Annotated in this window: 17 protein-coding genes, 3 tRNA genes and 1 pseudogene; 12 read left to right on the top strand and 9 right to left on the bottom strand. The window is 25.3% G+C overall.

Annotation, left to right across the window (positions count from 1 at the left end; translation table 11 throughout):
- Positions 1–35: 35 nt before the first annotated feature.
- The 6 genes from rep to ACTP5B_RS00515 all read left to right on the top strand — a co-directional run bounded on the left by rep (position 36) and on the right by ACTP5B_RS00515 (position 4,377).
- Positions 36–2,063, top strand: a complete 2,028-nt coding sequence (rep, locus tag ACTP5B_RS00540; protein WP_464829070.1) for a DNA helicase Rep — start codon at positions 36–38, stop codon at positions 2,061–2,063.
- 113 nt (positions 2,064–2,176) lie between these two features.
- Positions 2,177–2,503 (top strand): thioredoxin TrxA, encoded by a 327-nt coding sequence (trxA, locus tag ACTP5B_RS00535; RefSeq protein ID WP_464829068.1) that lies wholly within the window; start codon positions 2,177–2,179, stop codon positions 2,501–2,503.
- A gap of 144 nt (positions 2,504–2,647) precedes the next feature.
- Positions 2,648–3,907 (top strand): transcription termination factor Rho, encoded by a 1,260-nt coding sequence (gene rho / locus ACTP5B_RS00530; protein ID WP_464829066.1) that lies wholly within the window; start codon positions 2,648–2,650, stop codon positions 3,905–3,907.
- Positions 3,908–4,085: 178 nt separating this feature from the next.
- Positions 4,086–4,159, top strand: a tRNA-Arg gene (locus ACTP5B_RS00525).
- Between the two features lie 30 nt (positions 4,160–4,189).
- Positions 4,190–4,265: transfer RNA gene (locus ACTP5B_RS00520), tRNA-His, on the top strand.
- Between the two features lie 35 nt (positions 4,266–4,300).
- Positions 4,301–4,377, top strand: a tRNA-Pro gene (locus tag ACTP5B_RS00515).
- Between the two features lie 9 nt (positions 4,378–4,386).
- Here ACTP5B_RS00515 and ACTP5B_RS00510 read toward each other — a convergent pair.
- The 3 genes and pseudogenes from ACTP5B_RS00510 to cyaY all read right to left on the bottom strand — a co-directional run bounded on the left by ACTP5B_RS00510 (position 4,387) and on the right by cyaY (position 6,553).
- Positions 4,387–5,138 (bottom strand): annotated as a pseudogene (locus ACTP5B_RS00510) (uroporphyrinogen-III synthase).
- Positions 5,135–6,079 (bottom strand): hydroxymethylbilane synthase, encoded by a 945-nt coding sequence (gene hemC / locus ACTP5B_RS00505; protein ID WP_464829404.1) that lies wholly within the window; start codon positions 6,077–6,079, stop codon positions 5,135–5,137. Before hemC ends, ACTP5B_RS00510 begins: the two are co-directional and overlap by 4 nt.
- 114 nt (positions 6,080–6,193) lie before the next feature.
- Entirely contained in the window at positions 6,194–6,553 is a 360-nt protein-coding gene (gene cyaY, locus ACTP5B_RS00500) for an iron donor protein CyaY (protein WP_464829065.1), read from the bottom strand.
- Positions 6,554–6,722: 169 nt separating this feature from the next.
- Between cyaY and dapF the strand changes: the two genes are divergently transcribed.
- The 3 genes from dapF (at position 6,723) to ACTP5B_RS00485 (ending at position 10,386) form a co-directional block, all read left to right on the top strand.
- Complete coding sequence (dapF, locus tag ACTP5B_RS00495) at positions 6,723–7,577, top strand: diaminopimelate epimerase (protein WP_464829063.1); 855 nt, start codon at positions 6,723–6,725, stop codon at positions 7,575–7,577.
- A 32-nt stretch (positions 7,578–7,609) separates the two neighbouring features.
- Positions 7,610–8,827 (top strand): MFS transporter, encoded by a 1,218-nt coding sequence (locus ACTP5B_RS00490; RefSeq protein ID WP_464829062.1) that lies wholly within the window; start codon positions 7,610–7,612, stop codon positions 8,825–8,827.
- Positions 8,828–8,913: 86 nt separating this feature from the next.
- Positions 8,914–10,386 (top strand): inorganic phosphate transporter, encoded by a 1,473-nt coding sequence (locus ACTP5B_RS00485; protein ID WP_464829060.1) that lies wholly within the window; start codon positions 8,914–8,916, stop codon positions 10,384–10,386.
- A gap of 77 nt (positions 10,387–10,463) precedes the next feature.
- Here ACTP5B_RS00485 and ACTP5B_RS00480 read toward each other — a convergent pair whose 3' ends face one another.
- Complete coding sequence (locus ACTP5B_RS00480) at positions 10,464–11,204, bottom strand: class I SAM-dependent methyltransferase (protein ID WP_464829059.1); 741 nt, start codon at positions 11,202–11,204, stop codon at positions 10,464–10,466.
- A 150-nt stretch (positions 11,205–11,354) separates the two neighbouring features.
- Between ACTP5B_RS00480 and ACTP5B_RS00475 the strand changes: the two genes are divergently transcribed.
- Together ACTP5B_RS00475 and ACTP5B_RS00470 are read left to right on the top strand one after the other, a co-directional pair.
- Positions 11,355–11,714, top strand: coding sequence for a hypothetical protein (locus tag ACTP5B_RS00475; protein ID WP_464829057.1), 360 nt, complete (start codon positions 11,355–11,357; stop codon positions 11,712–11,714).
- A gap of 263 nt (positions 11,715–11,977) precedes the next feature.
- Positions 11,978–12,772 (top strand): hypothetical protein, encoded by a 795-nt coding sequence (locus ACTP5B_RS00470; RefSeq protein ID WP_464829055.1) that lies wholly within the window; start codon positions 11,978–11,980, stop codon positions 12,770–12,772.
- Between the two features lie 68 nt (positions 12,773–12,840).
- Here the strand turns inward: ACTP5B_RS00470 and coaD are convergent, their stop codons facing one another.
- A complete protein-coding gene (gene coaD, locus ACTP5B_RS00465) occupies positions 12,841–13,338 on the bottom strand; it encodes a pantetheine-phosphate adenylyltransferase (RefSeq protein ID WP_464829053.1) in 498 nt (165 codons plus the stop codon).
- 67 nt (positions 13,339–13,405) lie between these two features.
- On the opposite strand from coaD, the gene epmA reads away from it, so the two are divergent.
- Positions 13,406–14,380 carry an elongation factor P--(R)-beta-lysine ligase gene (gene epmA, locus ACTP5B_RS00460; protein ID WP_464829051.1) on the top strand — a complete coding sequence of 325 codons (975 nt, stop codon included), beginning with the start codon at positions 13,406–13,408 and terminating at the stop codon, positions 14,378–14,380.
- A gap of 18 nt (positions 14,381–14,398) precedes the next feature.
- Here epmA and ACTP5B_RS00455 read toward each other — a convergent pair whose 3' ends face one another.
- The 4 genes from ACTP5B_RS00455 to hslV form a co-directional block, all read right to left on the bottom strand.
- Complete coding sequence (locus tag ACTP5B_RS00455) at positions 14,399–15,157, bottom strand: ferredoxin--NADP(+) reductase (protein ID WP_464829050.1); 759 nt, start codon at positions 15,155–15,157, stop codon at positions 14,399–14,401.
- A gap of 75 nt (positions 15,158–15,232) precedes the next feature.
- On the bottom strand, positions 15,233–15,715 hold the full coding sequence (locus ACTP5B_RS00450) for an Hsp20 family protein (RefSeq protein ID WP_464829048.1): 483 nt from the start codon (positions 15,713–15,715) through the stop codon (positions 15,233–15,235).
- Positions 15,716–15,923: 208 nt separating this feature from the next.
- A complete protein-coding gene (hslU, locus tag ACTP5B_RS00445; RefSeq protein WP_464829047.1) occupies positions 15,924–17,255 on the bottom strand; it encodes an HslU--HslV peptidase ATPase subunit in 1,332 nt (443 codons plus the stop codon).
- 11 nt (positions 17,256–17,266) lie between these two features.
- Positions 17,267–17,797: an ATP-dependent protease subunit HslV gene (hslV, locus tag ACTP5B_RS00440; RefSeq protein WP_464829045.1), complete on the bottom strand. Its 531-nt coding sequence runs from the start codon at positions 17,795–17,797 to the stop codon at positions 17,267–17,269.
- Positions 17,798–18,182 lie beyond the last annotated feature (385 nt).

Raw genomic sequence — 18,182 nt, 5'->3', positions numbered from 1 at the left:
GAAAATATAACTCATCAATTAAATATTCATATTCTATGCCTCTAAATACTGCACAAAAACATGCTGTTGAATTTACTAATGGTCCCTGTCTAATATTAGCAGGGGCTGGTTCTGGAAAAACTAAGGTAATTATTAATAAAATTATTTATTTAATTAATCAATGCAAATATAAACCAGAAAATATCGCAGCAGTAACTTTTACGAATAAAGCTGCTTATGAAATGAGAATTCGATTATCGAAATATTTAAATATTTTAAAAATAAAAAAAATAAATATTTCTACTTTTCATTCATTGGGATTAGAAATTATTAAGAAGGAAATAGATGAATTAGAATTTAATAATCATTTCACTCTGTTAGATGAAAAAGATCAGATGATTTTGTTTAAAAAAATATGCAAAAAAGAAATTAAAAATAATATTCAGTTATTAAAAAAATTAAATTTTATGATTTCTTATTGGAAAAACAATTTTCTTGCTCCTTCAAAGGTTCGAGCGTCAGCACAATCTAAGGAAGAAAAATATTTTGCATATGTTTATGAAGAATATAATAATTATCTTTATCAATTTAATATATTGGATTTTGATGATTTAATTTGTATACCCACATTGTTGTTAAAAAATAACAAAACAATTAAAATGCGTTGGCAAAAAAAAATATCTTACTTATTGGTAGATGAATATCAAGATACAAATAATAGTCAGTATGAGTTTATTAAAATTCTTACTAATATTGATTCTAATTTTACATTAGTTGGTGATAATGATCAATCTATTTACTCATGGAGAGGAGCAAATCCTCAAAATATTTTTTTATTAAAAAAAGACTTTCCTAGCTTGAAAATTATAAAAATGGAACACAATTATAGATCTTCAGGAAGAATATTAAAAGCTGCCAATACTCTTATTGCTAATAATGTACATTTTTTAGAAAAAAATTTATTTTCTAAACTTAAATACGGAAATTATATAAAAGTTTTAATAGGAAAAAATGAAGAAAATGAAGCTGAAAAAATAGTTAAAAAAATTATTTCTCAAAATGCTAAAAAAAAAACAAAATATCAAGATTACGCTATTTTATACCGTGGTAATTATCAATCTCGAATTCTCGAAAAAGCTTTAATAAAAGAAAACGTACCATATAATATTTCTGAAAAATCATCATTTTTTTCTCGTCCTGAAATTAAAGACTTATTGAGTTATCTTCGTTTGATTGTTAATCTAGATGATAATCATGCATTTATAAGGATTATTAATGTCCCTTCTCGTCAAATAGGAAAAATAACATTAAATAAATTAGAGAAATGGGCCGTCGAAAAAAATAAAAGTCTCTTTCAAGCAAGCAATGATGTAGAGTTGAAAAATTTTTTAAAAGAAAAAACTATCAATAGAATAAAAAAATTTGTCTCCACGATAAAAAAATTTTCTGAATTATCTTCTTTACAATCACATAATATTTTAAAACATATTATTTGTAATATTCAATATGAAGAATGGCTAAATAAAAACCTAAAAGAACCCAATAAAATTAAAAATAGCTTAAATAATATTTATACTTTATCTAAATGGTTTAAAAATATGATTCAAGGAAATAATTTTGAACCACCAATGACTCTATCTCAAGTTGTCACACGAATGACAATTCGTGATATTCCAGAGACTGATATAAAAGAAGAAAAACAAAATCGAGTACAATTAATGACTTTACATGGTTCTAAGGGACTAGAATTTTCTTCTGTGTTCATAGTTGGCATGTGCGAAGGAATACTACCTAACCAAAGAAGCATTAATGAAAATAATATAGAAGAAGAAAGAAGATTAACTTATGTAGGAATAACTCGAGCAAAAAAACAATTATTTTTTACTTATTGTTGTAAACGTATACAATACGGACAAACATTAGATATGTTACCCAGTAGATTTTTATTTGAATTACCTCAAGAAGATTTAAAATGGGATAAAAATATTTTTTTCAATCCACCTATTAAAAAAATAGAAAACATTAAATTTAAAATATATAATATAAAGAAAAATATTAAAAAAAATCAAAATAATTTTAAATAAAATATTTTAAATTTAGTTTTAAAAAATTCTTAAAAATGTTATTATGATTTAATATTATAAAAATTTAAATTTTATTTATTTAAAATTTCTTACTATCGAGTAAATGTATCAAAATGAATAAAATAATCGAACTAACTGATCAAAATTTTAAAGAAAAAGTTTTAAATTCAAAAGGTTTTATTTTAGTTGATTTTTGGGCTCAATGGTGTAATCCTTGTAAGATTTTAGCACCTATTTTAGAAGAAATATCACAAGAATATTCCGATAAAATTGTGATTGGAAAATTAAATATTGAAGAAAACCCAAATACTGCTCCGCTATATTCTATTAGAAGTATTCCTACATTATTATTGTTTCATAACAGTGAAGTTCTCACGACTAAAGTTGGGGCAATTTCTAAATTGCAACTTAAAGAATTTTTAAATGAGCACATTAATTAAAATTATTTAAATAATGAAATTATTTAAATAATTAATTAAACACATTAAAAATTTAATTCTATTTAAAATTTATTAGTAAATTTTAAAATTATGTCATAATTTTTATTTCGAGATATACCCCGATTTTACTAAGAACCCACCATTATGAACCTTACCGCACTTAAAAATATGCCAGTTTCTGAAATAATTACTCTTGGTGAAAAAATGGGGTTGGAAAATTTAGCGCGTATGCGTAAACAAGATATTATTTTTGCCATCCTTAAACAACATGCAAAAAGTGGAGAAGATATATTTGGAGACGGTGTTTTAGAAATACTGCAAGATGGTTTTGGTTTTCTACGTTCTGCAGATAGTTCTTATTTAGCTGGACCTGATGATATTTACGTTTCACCAAGTCAAATTCGTAGATTTAATCTGCGTACAGGTGATACTATTGCTGGAAAAATAAGACCGCCTAAAGAGGGCGAGAGATATTTTGCTTTACTCAAAGTAAACGAAGTAAATTATGATAAACCTGAAAACGCAAGAAGTAAAATATTATTTGAAAATTTAACACCTTTACATGCTAACTCGCGACTGCGAATGGAACGCGGCAACGGATCTACAGAAGATTTAACAGCAAGAGTTTTAGATTTAGCATCACCTATTGGACGAGGACAACGCGGATTAATTGTAGCTCCTCCAAAAGCCGGTAAAACAATATTACTGCAAAATATAGCACAAAGTATTGCTTATAATCATCCAGATTGTGTTTTAATGGTATTATTAATAGATGAAAGACCTGAAGAAGTGACTGAAATGCAAAGATTAGTCAAGGGAGAAGTGGTTGCATCTACTTTTGATGAACCTGCTTCGAGACATGTTCAAGTTGCTGAAATGGTTATCGAAAAAGCAAAAAGATTAGTAGAACATAAAAAAGATGTGATTATTCTACTTGATTCTATTACTCGATTAGCAAGAGCGTATAACACAGTGGTACCGGCCTCTGGAAAAGTTTTAACAGGTGGAGTTGATGCAAATGCTTTACATAGACCTAAACGATTTTTTGGTGCTGCACGTAATGTAGAAGAAGGAGGAAGTTTGACAATTATTGCAACAGCACTAGTGGACACTGGTTCTAAAATGGATGAAGTAATTTACGAAGAGTTTAAGGGAACAGGTAACATGGAACTTCCATTATCTAGAAAAATTGCAGAAAAACGTGTTTTTCCAGCTATTGATTACAATCGATCAGGAACGAGAAAAGAAGAATTATTAACTTTACCAGATGAACTTCAAAAAATGTGGATTCTAAGAAAAATTATTCATCCTATGAGCGAAATAGACGCAATGGAATTTTTACTTAATAAACTTTCTATGACTAAAACAAATGATGAATTTTTTGACATGATGAAACGTTCGTAAAATTTAAAATATTTTTAATATTTTAAAATTTATTAAATTAAATATAAACTATATAAAAATGTTTTTTCTAAAAAAATAATATGATAAAATCAAATATAATATTCATTATATATGAATTTTAAAAAAAAGCTGGACAATCAAGATTATTAATTTTAAAATCTAATTTGTTTTTATTAATGCGCTCGTAGCTCATTTGGATAGAGCGCTACCCTCCGAAGGTAGAGGTGTCAGGTTCAAATCCTGTCGAGCGCAATTTTTTTAATACAAAAAATTTTTAAATTGGTGGCTATAGCTCAGCTGGTAGAGCTCTGGATTGTGATTCCAGTGGTCATGGGTTCAAATCCCATTAGCCACCCCACATTAAAATTTAGATAGAATTTAGAATTTTATTCACGGCGAATAGCGCAGCTTGGTAGCGCAACTGGTTTGGGACCAGTAGGTCAGAGGTTCAAATCCTCTTTCGCCGACCAAAAATTAATTTATAAATTTTGTTTTTTAATTATTTTGAGAAAGAATTCATTATTAGCATAGTTTGAAACTATTATATTCTTCCAACCTAATTTTTTAGCTATTTGATATAATCTTTGTCCAACAACAAAAATTTTACATTGTAATAACCATTCCACATGATTAGTGCCTGAAATAATTTTTTTTAATTGATATAAAGCTTCACTGCTAGTTACTAGTATCGTATCTATTTTATATAATCGCCATTTTTTTACTTCTACATTATTGTTTAATATTTTAAACACTCTTTTATAACATTCAATTAAAGAAACATTAAAACCTTCTTTTTTTAGTTTCTTTTCTATTAATTTTCTACCATTCTCTCCTTGTAGTAAAATTATTTTATCATTTTCTATTTTATCTTTATATAATATGTTTAACAAACCTTCACTGTTTTCTTTTTTTTGAGGAAAAATAATTTTTTTTTAATATATTTATGAAGAACAAGAGCAGTACTTTTTCCAATAGTATAATATTTTGCTTGTAAGGGCCATTTTAAATTATTTTTTTTTAAGTATAAGTTCGTATAATGAATAGCTGTTTTAGAAAAAATAAGAATAATTTTTGATTCATATAATTCTTTAATTTTCTTTGATAAACTCATTAAACTAAAACTCGGGTAAAAATCAAATAAAGAAAAATGCCAAGAAGATATTCCAATTTTATTTAAATTATATACTAATTCTTCTCCTGTAGGAGAAGGCCTTACAACTAATATTTTCATATATAGTAGGATTGTTTAATCTGAAGGTTATTCAGAATGTTTTTAGCTCCATTTTTAAGCAATTCGTCAGCAAGCGAATATCCCATTTTTTCTCCTGTATTATACCAACCTATTCTTTCTCCTTTTAATATTGTTTTACCATTAGGCGATCCTACTAATCCTCTTAACCAAATTTTATTTTTTCTTAAGATAGCATAACTTCCAATAGGAATTTGACATCCTGACTCTAATTTTCTACAAAAAGCTCTTTCCGCATTTATTTCAATAAAAGTATCAATATGATTAAGATGAGATAAAAAAAATAGAACATTTTTATCATGTAATCTAGATTGAACACCAATAGCACCTTGACCGCATGAGGGAAGGGATAATTCTGCAGGTATAATTTGAGCGATTCTATTTTTTAATCTTAATCTATTCAATCCTTCAGTAGCAAGAATAATAGCATCATATTTACCTTGATCTAATTTAGCTATTCTAGTTTCTATATTACCCCTTAAAGGAGAAATAATTAAATCTGGTCGATAAGTAACTAATTGACACTGTCGTCTTAAACTAGACGTTCCAATTATAGCACCTTTAGGTAATTGATTTATTGATTGATAATTATTAGATACCAGTGAATCTAAAGCGTTGCCTCTTTTACATATACTAACTAAAGATAATTCCTTTGTTAGATTTACTGGGAGATCTTTCATGGAATGAATAGCAATATCCGCTTTGTTTTCAAGTAAAGCGCGTTCTAATTCTTTAATAAATAATCCTTTTCCTCCAATTTTTGAAAGAGATTTATTTAATATATTATCTCCATGAGTGACAATAGGTACTAATTTTATATTTAAATGCGGATGTAAAGAAAGTATTTTTTTTTGAACATATTTAGTTTGCTCTAATGCTAATGGACTTCTTCTAGTGGCAATTCGTAATGTTTTATTGTACATATCAGGATTCATATTAATATAAATGCATTTTTTATAATTTTGTGAAATTAAAATATTTTTCAGTCTAAAAAGATATTACCATTCTTTTAAATTTATATATAAAATTTTTTTAATTCAACATATTAATTTTTTACAAAATACTAATTTTTTTTTTGATTGAACCGAACATGCATTTTCAAATATTTCCCAAAAATTTTTGTTGCTGCGATTACAGATCCATTGATTATTTTTGTAATTAAAATGATATCCGTTCACTGTTGTAGCTAACCAAATTTGTTTTAGTGATTCTTGTTTATTAATTATAATTACACTTTTATTTTCGAAATTAATAGTCATAACATAATTTTGAATTTCATAATCTATATCAATTTCATTATCGTATAGATTTAAATTATCTTCTATTTTTGAAAACAAATCGTTTACTAATACATGAAAATTGTTATGATTTTTTTTAGAAATATTTTTTTTTCTCATAAAATGATCCTTGATATTAACTAGCAATATAATAAATAAAAAATAAAAAAAATTAAATTTATATAATAAATGTCATCTCATTTTTTATAAAATATAAATAAATTATTAAACGAATAATATTATAAAATAAAAATTATAAAAAATATTAAAAAATTAGGTAAAAGAAAAAATGGAAAAATACTATAAAAATAAAAAAAAAATAAATTTTTCTAAAATGCATGGATTAGGAAATGATTTTATGGTTATTAATTGTATTAAAGAAAATTTTATTTTATCATCACTTATAATACAAAAATTATCTAATCGACATACTGGTATTGGTTTTGATCAATTATTACTTGTAGAAAAATCACACAGTTCTTTCTTTGATTTCAATTATCGAATTTTTAATTCTAATGGAAATGAAGTTGAACAATGTGGAAATGGAGCTAGATGTTTTGGTCTTTTTTTATTATTAAAAGATCTGACTAGGAAAAATAAAATTTCAGTTAGTACTAAAAAAAAACATTTAATAATTGAATTTTTACCTAAAAACATGATTAAAGTTAATATGAATGAACCTGATTTTAGATTTGATAATTTATCTGTGTTAAAAAATGTTTTATGTCAAAATTTTTCAATTAAACTATTCAATGAGAATTTAATTTGCAATTTAGTTTCTATTGGAAATCCTCATTGTATTATTAAAGTACAATGTATTAAATATGCTCCTGTAAAAAAAATTGGTAAACATATAGCAGAAAACCCGATATTTCCAGAAGGTATAAACGTGAGTTTTATAGAAATTGTAAATAAAAAATATATTAAATTAAGAGTATATGAACGAGATGTAGGTGAAACAAAAGCTTGCGGAAGTGCTGCTTGCGCAGCAGTTTCTATAGGGATAGCACAAAAATTACTTGCTAATGTTGTTGAAGTTGAATTATTGGGTGGAAAACTTATTATAATGTGGAAAGGTTTTGGGACACCGCTTTATATGATAGGACCTGCAGAACATGTTTATGATGGTTATATATACATATAAAATTTTTTTTTATTAACCAAAGAGGCTATATTTTGATTTTTTTAAAGAATGAACAAGAACTATCAAAAAAACAGTATATAAAAAAAAACACAAAAAAATTTAATCAAGTTATTTTAGCTCTTTTTTCTGGTGGTTTTGCTACTTTTTCTATTTTATATTGTGTTCAATCAATTTTGCCAATATTCTCTAAACAATTCTATTTAACTCCTGCGGAAAGTAGTCTATCTCTTTCTGCTGCAACTGTAACAATGGCTTTTGGAATGCTTTTTACTGGACCATTATCTGACGTCATTGGTAGAAAATTAATTATGTCTATTTCTTTGTTGATAGCAGCGATATTAACTATTATATGTTCAATGATGACTAGTTGGACAAGTATTGTTTTACTGCGTTCTTTAACTGGTCTGGCATTAAGTGGTGTTGTTGCCGTTGCTATGACATATATTAGTGAAGAAATACATCCTAATTCCTTATCTTTCTGCATGGGTTTATATATTAGTGGAAATACTATAGGTGGTTTTTCAGGAAGACTACTGAGTAGTATTTTAGCAGAAAAGTTTTCTTGGAATATTGCATTAATGATAATTGGTTTATTTTCTTTTATATCATCTTGTTTTTTTTTATATTTTTTACCTCCTTCTAAAAATTTCTTATCTATTTCTATTAATTTTCAAAAATTTTTAAATCATTTTTACTTGCAATTAAAAAATCCAGCTCTGTTTATGCTATTCATTATAGGTTTCATATTAATGGGTAGTTTTGTTACTATTTTTAATTATATTGGTTATCGTTTAATGTTAGAACCATTTTTTCTTTGTCAATCTAGTATAGGACTAATATCAATTATTTATTTAACCGGAGTATATAGTTCACCTAAAGCTGGTATTTTAATTAATAAATATCATCGAAATAAAATTCTTATTGGATCATTATTATTAATGATAATAGGTGTTTTTATCACGCAATATAATCAATTATTGATAATAATTTTAGGTTTGATAATGTTTTCTGGTGGTTTTTTTGCTTCACATTCTACAGCTAGTAGTTGGGTAGGTTCCTATACTAGTTTTGGTAAAATACAAGCAACATCTTTATATTTGTTTTTTTATTATTTAGGTTCTAGTATATTTGGTACATTCGGTGGTTTTTTTTGGTTTCATATGAAATGGCCTGGAATTTCTATTTTTATTATAATAATGTTATTTTTTGGCGTTTTTTTATCGTTTAAATTGAAGAAAAAAAAATTTTAAAAATAAAAATTTTATTTTGCTTTCCTCAAGCATAGTTTCTCACAGATAATAATCTTAGTTCAATTCATCAAAATGGCTTAAAGATTATGCTATATTTATTTTCTTATTCTGATTTGAATCATAGTTTATTGGTTTTTTTAGCTTTATTTTTTGTTTTATTTTACGAGGCTATTAATGGTTTTCATGATACTGCGAATGCAGTATCTACTTTAATATATACTCGAGCAATGTCTGCAAATATTGCGGTTATCATGTCTGGAGTATTTAATTTTCTAGGTGTTTTACTTGGAGGTTTAACTGTTGCTTATGCCATTGTTCATTTATTGCCAAACGATTTATTGTTAAATACTAGTTCAAAAAATGCTCTTGCTATGGTTTTTTCAATGTTACTAGCAGCTATAATTTGGAATTTATTTACATGGTATTTTTGTTTACCTGCATCAAGTTCACATTCTTTAATTGGAGCAATTATTGGAATAGGTTTAACAAATGCAATAGTTAATAATACATCTTTAGTAGATGCACTTAATATCCCTAAAATGACTAATGTTTTTTTATCCCTTATTTGTTCTCCTATTATTGGATTAGTGATAGCTGGAGGTTTAATTTTTTTACTGCGATATTATTTGTATGGCAATAAAATTTTTTATCGTATTCATATGACACCATTAGAACGAGAAAAAATAGACGGTAAAAAAACACCACCATTTTTAATTAGAATAGCACTAATTTTGTCATCTATTGGAGTTAGTTATGCTCATGGTGCAAACGATGGACAAAAGGGTATTGGGTTAATAATGCTTGTACTTATAGGTATCATTCCTGCTTCTTTTTTAGTGAATTTAAATGCTGATAAATACGAAATTAATCATACAGAAAAAACACTAAATAAATTAGAAAAATACTATTTAAAAAAAAATATTAAAATATCGAATATAAAGAACAATCAAAATATAACAAATAACTCACTTATAAAGTGTCAATTATATAGTTCTATAAAAAATATTAAAAATGCCAAGTTGTTATTAAAAAACATATCTAACTATAATTCATTAAATGTTGAGAAAAGATTTCAATTACGGCATTTTTTATTATCTATTTCTGATTTAATTGATAAAACAGTAAATTCTTCTAATACTAATTCTGAAGATAAACATTTTTTAATCGAAAGTAAAAAAATTATACTCGAAACGATTGAATATGCACCGATGTGGATTATATTAATTGTTGCCTTATCATTATCAATAGGAACAATGATAGGTTGGAAACGTATAGTTGTTACTATTGGTGAAAAAATAGGAAAAAAAAGAATGACATATGCACAGGCTATGTCAGCACAAATAACAGCTTCCTTGTCTATTGGAATAGCAAGTTATACTGGTATACCAGTTTCTACTACTCATATTCTTTCATCTTCTGTAGCAGGCACTATGTTAGTTGACGGTGATGGAATTCAAATAAAGACAATAAAAAATATCGCTTTAGCATGGATATTAACTTTACCTATTTCAATTTTTTTATCTGGATTTTTATATTGGATTGCATTATTTATAATATAAAATATTGACTTTTAATATATTAATAATATTCATTAACTAATTAGGAGTACGTGCAAAATATGTACTCCTGTTATTTTTTATAGAGGTTGGTATATATCAAAACGATGATTTTTTGTTGTAATAATGAAATTTACTTTATCTTTAGATAAAGGCTTTGCATAACAAGGACGTTTTACAACAATTCGCTTTTTTGCTAATTTTCTCGAAATTTCTAATAACATTTCAGAATCATAATTATATCCTATCAATTTCCTGAAAAATTGCATGTTTTTTTTAGGTAGAGATTTTTTATAATGAAAAGGGTACATGGGATCTAAATAAATAACATCTGGCTGCAAAATAGGCATATCTAACATATTAAAACTATCACTTACTATTAAATGTAATCTTTTTTTTAGCCAATGACCTATTTTATTATCTTCATATCCTCTTCGCAAACCGTCTTGTAACAAAGCAGCAGCTATTGGATGACGTTCTATCATCAAGACTTGACATCCTAAAAAAGAAAATATAAAAGAATCATTACCCAAACCCGCAGTTGCGTCTAATATAAAAGGAAAATAAGAATTTTTTATTCCTGCAACTTTGTATAAAATTTCATTTTTTTTAATAAAATGATGACAACGATAATTATTTTTTTTTGAAGTAAAATCTACTTTTATAGATTTTTCTTTTAGATTTTCACGACTATACAACTCTAATGAATTATTTTTTACCATCAAACCCATAGAAGAATTTTCATCATGTTCTAATTTAAATAATTTGATTAAACTATATGTGCTTTTATTATAAGATTCAAATTTTAAATAAATTTTCATATTTTTTATCTTTTTTGTTTTTTAAAATTAACAATTGACTTTTAAAAAAAAATAATTAAAATATAAATTAATAATTTTTTGTATATTTAATTTTAACAAAATATTTTTAAAATATATTAAAAAATCATTCAAAAAAAGGACAAAAATATTATGTCATTTAATTTTTTATTTAATATAGATATAGCAAACAAAAAATATGCAAATAAAATAGATATTTACGAAAATGCTATAAAAAACATATTAAAAATAAAAAAAAATAATAAATCTGAAAAATACAATAGAAAAAATACTAATAAAGTAAATGATTTTGCAGATAAAAAAGAATTAATGGATCTAGAGAATTCATATAAAAGCTCATTAATTTTATTAAATATAATGCAAAAAAAAATGGAACAAGCTATTTTCAAAAAATATGAAATAGAAAAAAATAATAATGAAGCAAGTCAAAATAATTTGATCAAAAAAAAATTCCTGAACAATCTCAATCAAACTTTTCTGAAAATAAAATAGGATTTTCTAATAGAAAATCTTTAGATTTTGATATTTTTGAAATAGCTGAAAAAATTCTTGAAACAATACAGAACACAGTTGTAACAACTTATGAAACTGTTAAAACAGAAACTATAAATCTATTTAATGGTACGACATTTAAGAAAATATTTTTTTCATCGGATAACACTCATAAAAAACTAGATTTAAATCCTGAATCGACTACTTCTTTATCTGAATATATTGAGCAACTTAAAAGAAGCATTGAGTCGTCAAAAATTTATATGAGAGCCATTATTGAAAAAATTAGATATCAAGGTAGAATAAAAATTGTCAACAAATTAAATGGCAACCCTCGTCATCCTGAATATCAAAGTTCATTTCCCGATCTTTTTACTCCAATCCCTAAACCTAAAAATGAAAATGATTATTATCCTTTTCAAACATCAGATGATTTTGACTTAGAAGGAAGAAAAAGTATATTAAGAACAGATGAAAATTTTAGAAAAAGAATAAGTAAAAATATTCAAGAATCTTATTATCGTAATTTTATTAGTGATGGTGTATGGAGAGTTTCAAGCCAATCTGATTCATTTTATAATATTAGATCTACAATTCAAAAATTTCAAAGTAAATATGAATATTTAAAATTATTTAATGATTTAGATGAAAAATTTATGAATGATTCTAATCCATCTCTTTTTGTTATAGACGATAATTTTATTCCCATGAGCAATCGTAATCAAATGTTAGAAAGTTTTAAAGAAATAATACCGAATACTGAATCTCAAAAATTGATTTCAATATACGCAAATCAAAATTTTTTGTATCAATCTTATCTTCAATTACTTTCTGAAAATCCAAAAATCAATCAATATAAAATAAAAAACTCACGAAATGTTTATAAAATAAATTTTTTAAATGATGGTGCAATCAAATTAGTTGCTACGAATTTATCTGATTTAGATGCAAATAATGATAATTGTATTCAGAAATATAAATCTTTTGGAATACGTGCAACTGTAATTCTTCCTCCAGATAATTTACCAATAATAAAATATTCGCATTTTATGAAATAAATATTATTAATTTTATTAAAAAATAGCAGGGTATATTAAATACCCTGCTATTTTAAATTAAAAAATATTTATTTCATAGGATCTTTATTAATTTTTCTTAATAATGCAGAATGAACTTTTTCTGGAAGATAAGGTTTTATATTGCCCTTATATTTTGCTATTTCTTTAACAAAAGATGAAGATATAAAAGACACTTCTTGTGAGGAAAGTAAAAAAATACTATCTAAATCTGGATAAATTTGTTTGTTTATAGCAGCTAATTTTATTTCATAATCAAAATCAAATATTGTTCTGACTCCTCTAATTAAAATACTGGCTTTTTCTTGCTTTGCTAAGTTAGCAAGTAGATCGTCAAATCCAAGTATTTTTTTTACATTTTTTAGATGATGAGTAACTATTTGAGCTAATTCGATTCGTTCTTTTAAATTAAAAATTGGTTTTTTTTTAAAATTACTAGAAATTGCAATGATTATATTATCAAATATTTTTGTTGCGCGTGTTATAATATCTAAGTGTCCATATGTAATTGGATCAAAAGTACCTGGATATATTGCTATTTTATTCATATTATTATTTTTTTGTTCTGTTTATAAATAAATTTTCCAAACTTTAATATATTGTAAAAAAATTAAAATGAAAAAAACAATCTGGAAGCCTAGTGCTTCTATTAAAAATTTAATTAAAAGATCTAATATCATTTCTGATATTCGTTCGTTTTTTTCTAAAAAAAATGTTCTTGAAGTAGAAACTCCAATTCTATCACGTTCAACAGTGACTGATGTAAATTTAGTATCGTTTGAAACTAATTATTTTTCTTTAAATAATATTGATAAGTTAAAGTTGTGGTTAACAACTAGTCCAGAATATCATATGAAACGTTTATTAGCATCAGAAAGTGGACCTATATATCAGATTTGTCATAGTTTTAGAAATGAAGAATCAGGTCGATATCATAATCCTGAATTTACTATGTTAGAATGGTATCAACCTTTTTACTCAATGAAAAAATTTATTAAAGAAATAGATAAATTTCTTCAGATAATATTAAAATCTGATAAATCAGATAAAATTTCTTATCAAAATTTATTTATAAATTTTTTAAAAATAGATCCTTTATGTACTAATTTATCAGAATTAAATAAAATATCTAAAGAACTAAAATTAGATCATTTAACTTATCTTGAAAATGATTTAAATAAATTTATACAATTATTGTTTACACTAAAAATTGAACCTAATTTAGGAAAAAACAAACCTTTGTTTGTTTATCATTTTCCGTCAGGACAAGCATCACTTGCTGCTATTAATAAAAAAGATTCTCGTATATCAGAAAGATTTGAAATTTTTTTTAAGGGAATAGAACTAGGAAATGGTTTTTATGAACTAACAGATCCGAACGAACAAAAAAAACGTTTTATTAAAGACAACAAAGAACGTTTTTTTATGAATCGTCCAATACACAAAATAGATGATTTATTTCTAAATGCTTTACATTCTGGTTTACCTCCTTGTTCGGGAGTCGCAATAGGTTTAGATCGATTAATTATGTTAATTTTAAATAAAAAAAGTATTCATGAAGTCATCTCGTTCCCAATAGATCGTTGTTGAAATGAAATAAAAATTATTTCACCAGTAATTTTCCATGGTAATATTTCCTGTTTTGCGCCGTAAATGTTTTTCCATATTCCTGTTATTTTTTAAAAATAAAAATGTATCTTTTACCATATTAGGGTTTCCACATAACATGACATGTGAACTGCAATGATTTATGGAGAGACCAATTTTTTTTTCTAATATTTTATTTTTTAATAAAAAAGGTATTCTACCAGTTAACGAATTTTTATTTTCTTCTCTACTAGTGATGGTTTGAATTTTTAACTTTCCATTGTATTTTTCACATAATTCTTTCATTAAGGGTAAATAAGTTAATTCATTTTGATATCGTACTGCGTGTATTAAAACAATATGATTAAATCTATCAATATTCTTAGCTTCTTTTAAAATAGAACAATAAGGACCTATACCTGTACCTGTAGCAAACATCCATAATATTTCACAATCTGGTATTTCATCTATAATAAAAAAACCAGATGATTTTTTTTTAATAAGAATTTTATCACCACTTTCAAGATTATATAGTAAATTACTTAGTTGTCCATTTAGCACGCGAACAATATAAATTTCTAAATTGTTTTCACTCGGAGCATTGACGTATGAGTATGCTCTTTGAATTTTATTTTTTCCTAGAAGATTGCTATTATATAAAGCTAATTTAGTAAATTGTCCTGCATGAAAAGTTTCTATTGGAGCATTTAAAAAAAGACTAAATAAATTTTTAGTCCATCTTTTTATCATTAAAACATCTGCATCAATCCACGGATTCATTAATTATTCTCGATAATTGTATACAAATCACTGTACTTATTATCATAAGCACAGTGATATTTGATTTTTATATTTTTATTTTTTATCAATTTTTTTAGTATCATCAGGAACATTAATTGAAATTTTTTTAGGTTTTTCTTCTTCTGGAACATTGCATTCAAAATCTAATTTTAACAAACCTAAAGATAATTCTGCTTTTTTTACTTTAATTTTATGGTCTAAATTAAAACTTAAAGAAAAATTATTAAACATTATACCTTTATGAAACCATTTATAAGATTCTTCATTATCGTGTTTTTTTATATCTTCTTTTTTACCTTGAATAGACAATTGGTTGTTATGTACAGATATATCTAATTCTTCTTCTTTGTATCCGGGAATGCTAAGTGTCAACTGATATTTAATTTCATTTATTTGACATAGATTATATGCTGGTGTGTCAGATATTGGTTTTTCTCCTGTTAAGGTGCTAAACATTTTATCTATTTGATTAAATCTATTTGAAAAAACATTATGATCATTAAAATTTGGAATAAATGAAAGAGAACGATAAGACATAGTAAACTCCTCCGAATTATTTTTATTATACAATTTTTTATGATTTAAATTTTTTTATAAAAAATTAATGAATGTTTTATTTTATATTAAGGTCTCATTTGATTTTTTCAATAGCAATTTTAAATTAATTTAAATTTATTTTTTATAATGTAAAAAATATTCATCCATTTTATAAAGAATAACAATGGATAAATATTTTAAATAAAAACTATAAAATAAAACGGCTAAGATCCTCATTGGATATCAGTTGATCTAAATGTTCTCCTACATAATTCGAATTAATTTCAACTGTATTTCCTTTATTATCACTGGCATTAAACGATATATCTTCCATTAATTTTTCTAATACAGTATGTAACCGTCGAGCTCCAATATTTTCCATAGATTCGTTAACTTTCCAAGCCGCTTCCGCAATGTTCCGTATTCCTTCTTTCGTAAAATTAATATGTACACCTTCTGTTTCCATGAGCGCTTTATATTGTGCAGTGATAGATGCCGCAGGTTCAGTTAAAATTTTCTCAAAATCATCAATAGTAAGTGCTTGTAATTCAACTTTAATTGGAAGACGTCCTTGTAGTTCAGGAATTAAATCAGAGGGCGTGGATGTTTGAAATGCTCCAGATGCAATAAATAAGATATGATCTGTTTTAACCATCCCGTGTTTAGTAGAAACAGTACAACCTTCAACTAACGGAAGTAAATCTCTTTGAACACCTTCTCGTGAAATATCTGGTCCGGAAGAATCACCTCTTTTACATATTTTATCAATTTCATCGATAAAAACTATTCCGTTTTGTTCAACTGCATTAATAGCTTCTTTTTTTATTTCTTCTTGATTAATTAATTTAGCCGCTTCTTCTTCTGTTAAGAGTACAATGGCATCTTTAATTTTAAGTCGTCTGCTATTTTTTTTATGTCCTCCTAGATTCTGAAATAAAGATTGCAGTTGACTAGTTAATTCTTCCATACCTGGAGGTGCCATTATTTCAACACCCATAGTAGTTGCTAATACATTTATCTCTATTTCTTTCTCATCTAAAACACCTTCGCGTAATTTTTTTCTAAATATTTGAATTGTTTTTGAAAGACTTTCATTTTTTTCATGTTCTGCCCAATTTTTTTTAGGTCTAGGAACAAGAACATCTAAAATTTTTTCTTCTACTATTTCTTCTACTCGAATTTTATTTTTTTCAATATTTTTAATTCGAATCATTTTTATTGCAGCATCAGTTAAATCGCGAATAATTGAATCTACTTCTTTTCCAACATATCCTACTTCAGTAAATTTAGTAGCTTCTACTTTAATAAAAGGAGAATTTGCTAATTTAGCCAAACGTCTTGCAATTTCTGTTTTTCCCACTCCTGTCGGTCCAATCATTAAAATATTTTTAGGAGTGATTTCATGACGAAGTTCACTATTCAACTGCATACGGCGCCAACGATTTCTTAATGCAATAGATACTGCTCTTTTTGCTTTTTCTTGACCAATAATAAATTTATCAAGTTCAGAAACAATTTGAGGAGGAGTCATTTCAGACATAGAGATAATCCTTATTTTTCTGAAAATAGTTCTTTTATAGTGAAAGTATGATTTGTATATATACAAATATTAGCAGCAATATTTAATGATTTTTTTACAATTTCATTTGCATCTAAATTAGTATTATCTATTAATGCTCGAGCAGAAGATTGAGCATAAGAACCACCTGATCCTATAGCTATTAAGTCATCTTCTGGTTGTATTACGTCTCCATTTCCTGTGATTATTAAAGAAGTCTCTTTATCTGCAACTGCTAATAAAGCCTCAAGTTTTCTTAACATTCTATCAGATCGCCAGTCTTTTGCTAATTCAATAGCTGCACGTTGTAATTGACCTTGATACATGGCTAATTTTTTTTCAAACATTTCGAATAAAGTAAATGCATCTGCGGTACCTCCTGCAAAACCAGCAATTACTTTTCCATGATATAAAGATCTAATTTTTTTTACATTACTTTTCATAATTGTATTACCTAAAGTTGCTTGTCCATCACCTCCAATTACTACTTTATTTTTTAATCTTACGCTTAATATTGTGGTCACAAGAAAAGCCTCTTTAAAATAATATTTTTATTTTCTTATATAAACATAAAAATATTTTATATAAGATGTAATTATCTATTTTATTTTAAAAATAGAATATGATTTTTCTTTATATTATTTTTAAAATATTTTGCTAAAATACTTTCGAAATAATTTATTTAATTATATAAAAATTTAATAGTTGACTCTAATTGATTTTTAAAAAACATGCATTTTACAAATTTTCTAATATATCAACATATTTCCATTTTTCTTTTGGTTTAGGAGGTAATGCATTATCATCTTTACTGTTTTTTATAAGATTTTTTTTTGTTATTTCAGAAGATTTTTTAGAACTTATATTTAGATAAAAAAAGAAAATAAACATAAATATTAAAAATAAATA

It is taken from the genome of Buchnera sp. (in: enterobacteria) (assembly GCF_056343165.1).
Note: the sequence above shows the minus strand (reverse complement) of the source record. Positions and strands in the feature narration are given on the sequence as shown.

What these genes read in the sequence shown, in the direction of transcription:
- epmA (WP_464829051.1), top strand. Translation starts at nt 13,406, where the DNA reads ATGAAAAAAACAATCTGGAAGCCTAGTGCTTCTATTAAAAATTTAATT.
- ACTP5B_RS00450 (WP_464829048.1), bottom strand. Translation starts at nt 15,715, where the DNA reads ATGTCTTATCGTTCTCTTTCATTTATTCCAAATTTTAATGATCATAAT.
- rho (WP_464829066.1), top strand. Translation starts at nt 2,648, where the DNA reads ATGAACCTTACCGCACTTAAAAATATGCCAGTTTCTGAAATAATTACT.
- hslU (WP_464829047.1), bottom strand. Translation starts at nt 17,255, where the DNA reads ATGTCTGAAATGACTCCTCCTCAAATTGTTTCTGAACTTGATAAATTT.
- hemC (WP_464829404.1), bottom strand. Translation starts at nt 6,079, where the DNA reads ATGTACAATAAAACATTACGAATTGCCACTAGAAGAAGTCCATTAGCA.
- ACTP5B_RS00485 (WP_464829060.1), top strand. Translation starts at nt 8,914, where the DNA reads ATGCTATATTTATTTTCTTATTCTGATTTGAATCATAGTTTATTGGTT.
- ACTP5B_RS00455 (WP_464829050.1), bottom strand. Translation starts at nt 15,157, where the DNA reads ATGAATCCGTGGATTGATGCAGATGTTTTAATGATAAAAAGATGGACT.
- ACTP5B_RS00475 (WP_464829057.1), top strand. Translation starts at nt 11,355, where the DNA reads ATGTCATTTAATTTTTTATTTAATATAGATATAGCAAACAAAAAATAT.
- coaD (WP_464829053.1), bottom strand. Translation starts at nt 13,338, where the DNA reads ATGAATAAAATAGCAATATATCCAGGTACTTTTGATCCAATTACATAT.
- ACTP5B_RS00470 (WP_464829055.1), top strand. Translation starts at nt 11,978, where the DNA reads ATGAGAGCCATTATTGAAAAAATTAGATATCAAGGTAGAATAAAAATT.
- ACTP5B_RS00480 (WP_464829059.1), bottom strand. Translation starts at nt 11,204, where the DNA reads ATGAAAATTTATTTAAAATTTGAATCTTATAATAAAAGCACATATAGT.
- rep (WP_464829070.1), top strand. Translation starts at nt 36, where the DNA reads ATGCCTCTAAATACTGCACAAAAACATGCTGTTGAATTTACTAATGGT.
- cyaY (WP_464829065.1), bottom strand. Translation starts at nt 6,553, where the DNA reads ATGAGAAAAAAAAATATTTCTAAAAAAAATCATAACAATTTTCATGTA.
- dapF (WP_464829063.1), top strand. Translation starts at nt 6,723, where the DNA reads ATGGAAAAATACTATAAAAATAAAAAAAAAATAAATTTTTCTAAAATG.
- trxA (WP_464829068.1), top strand. Translation starts at nt 2,177, where the DNA reads ATGAATAAAATAATCGAACTAACTGATCAAAATTTTAAAGAAAAAGTT.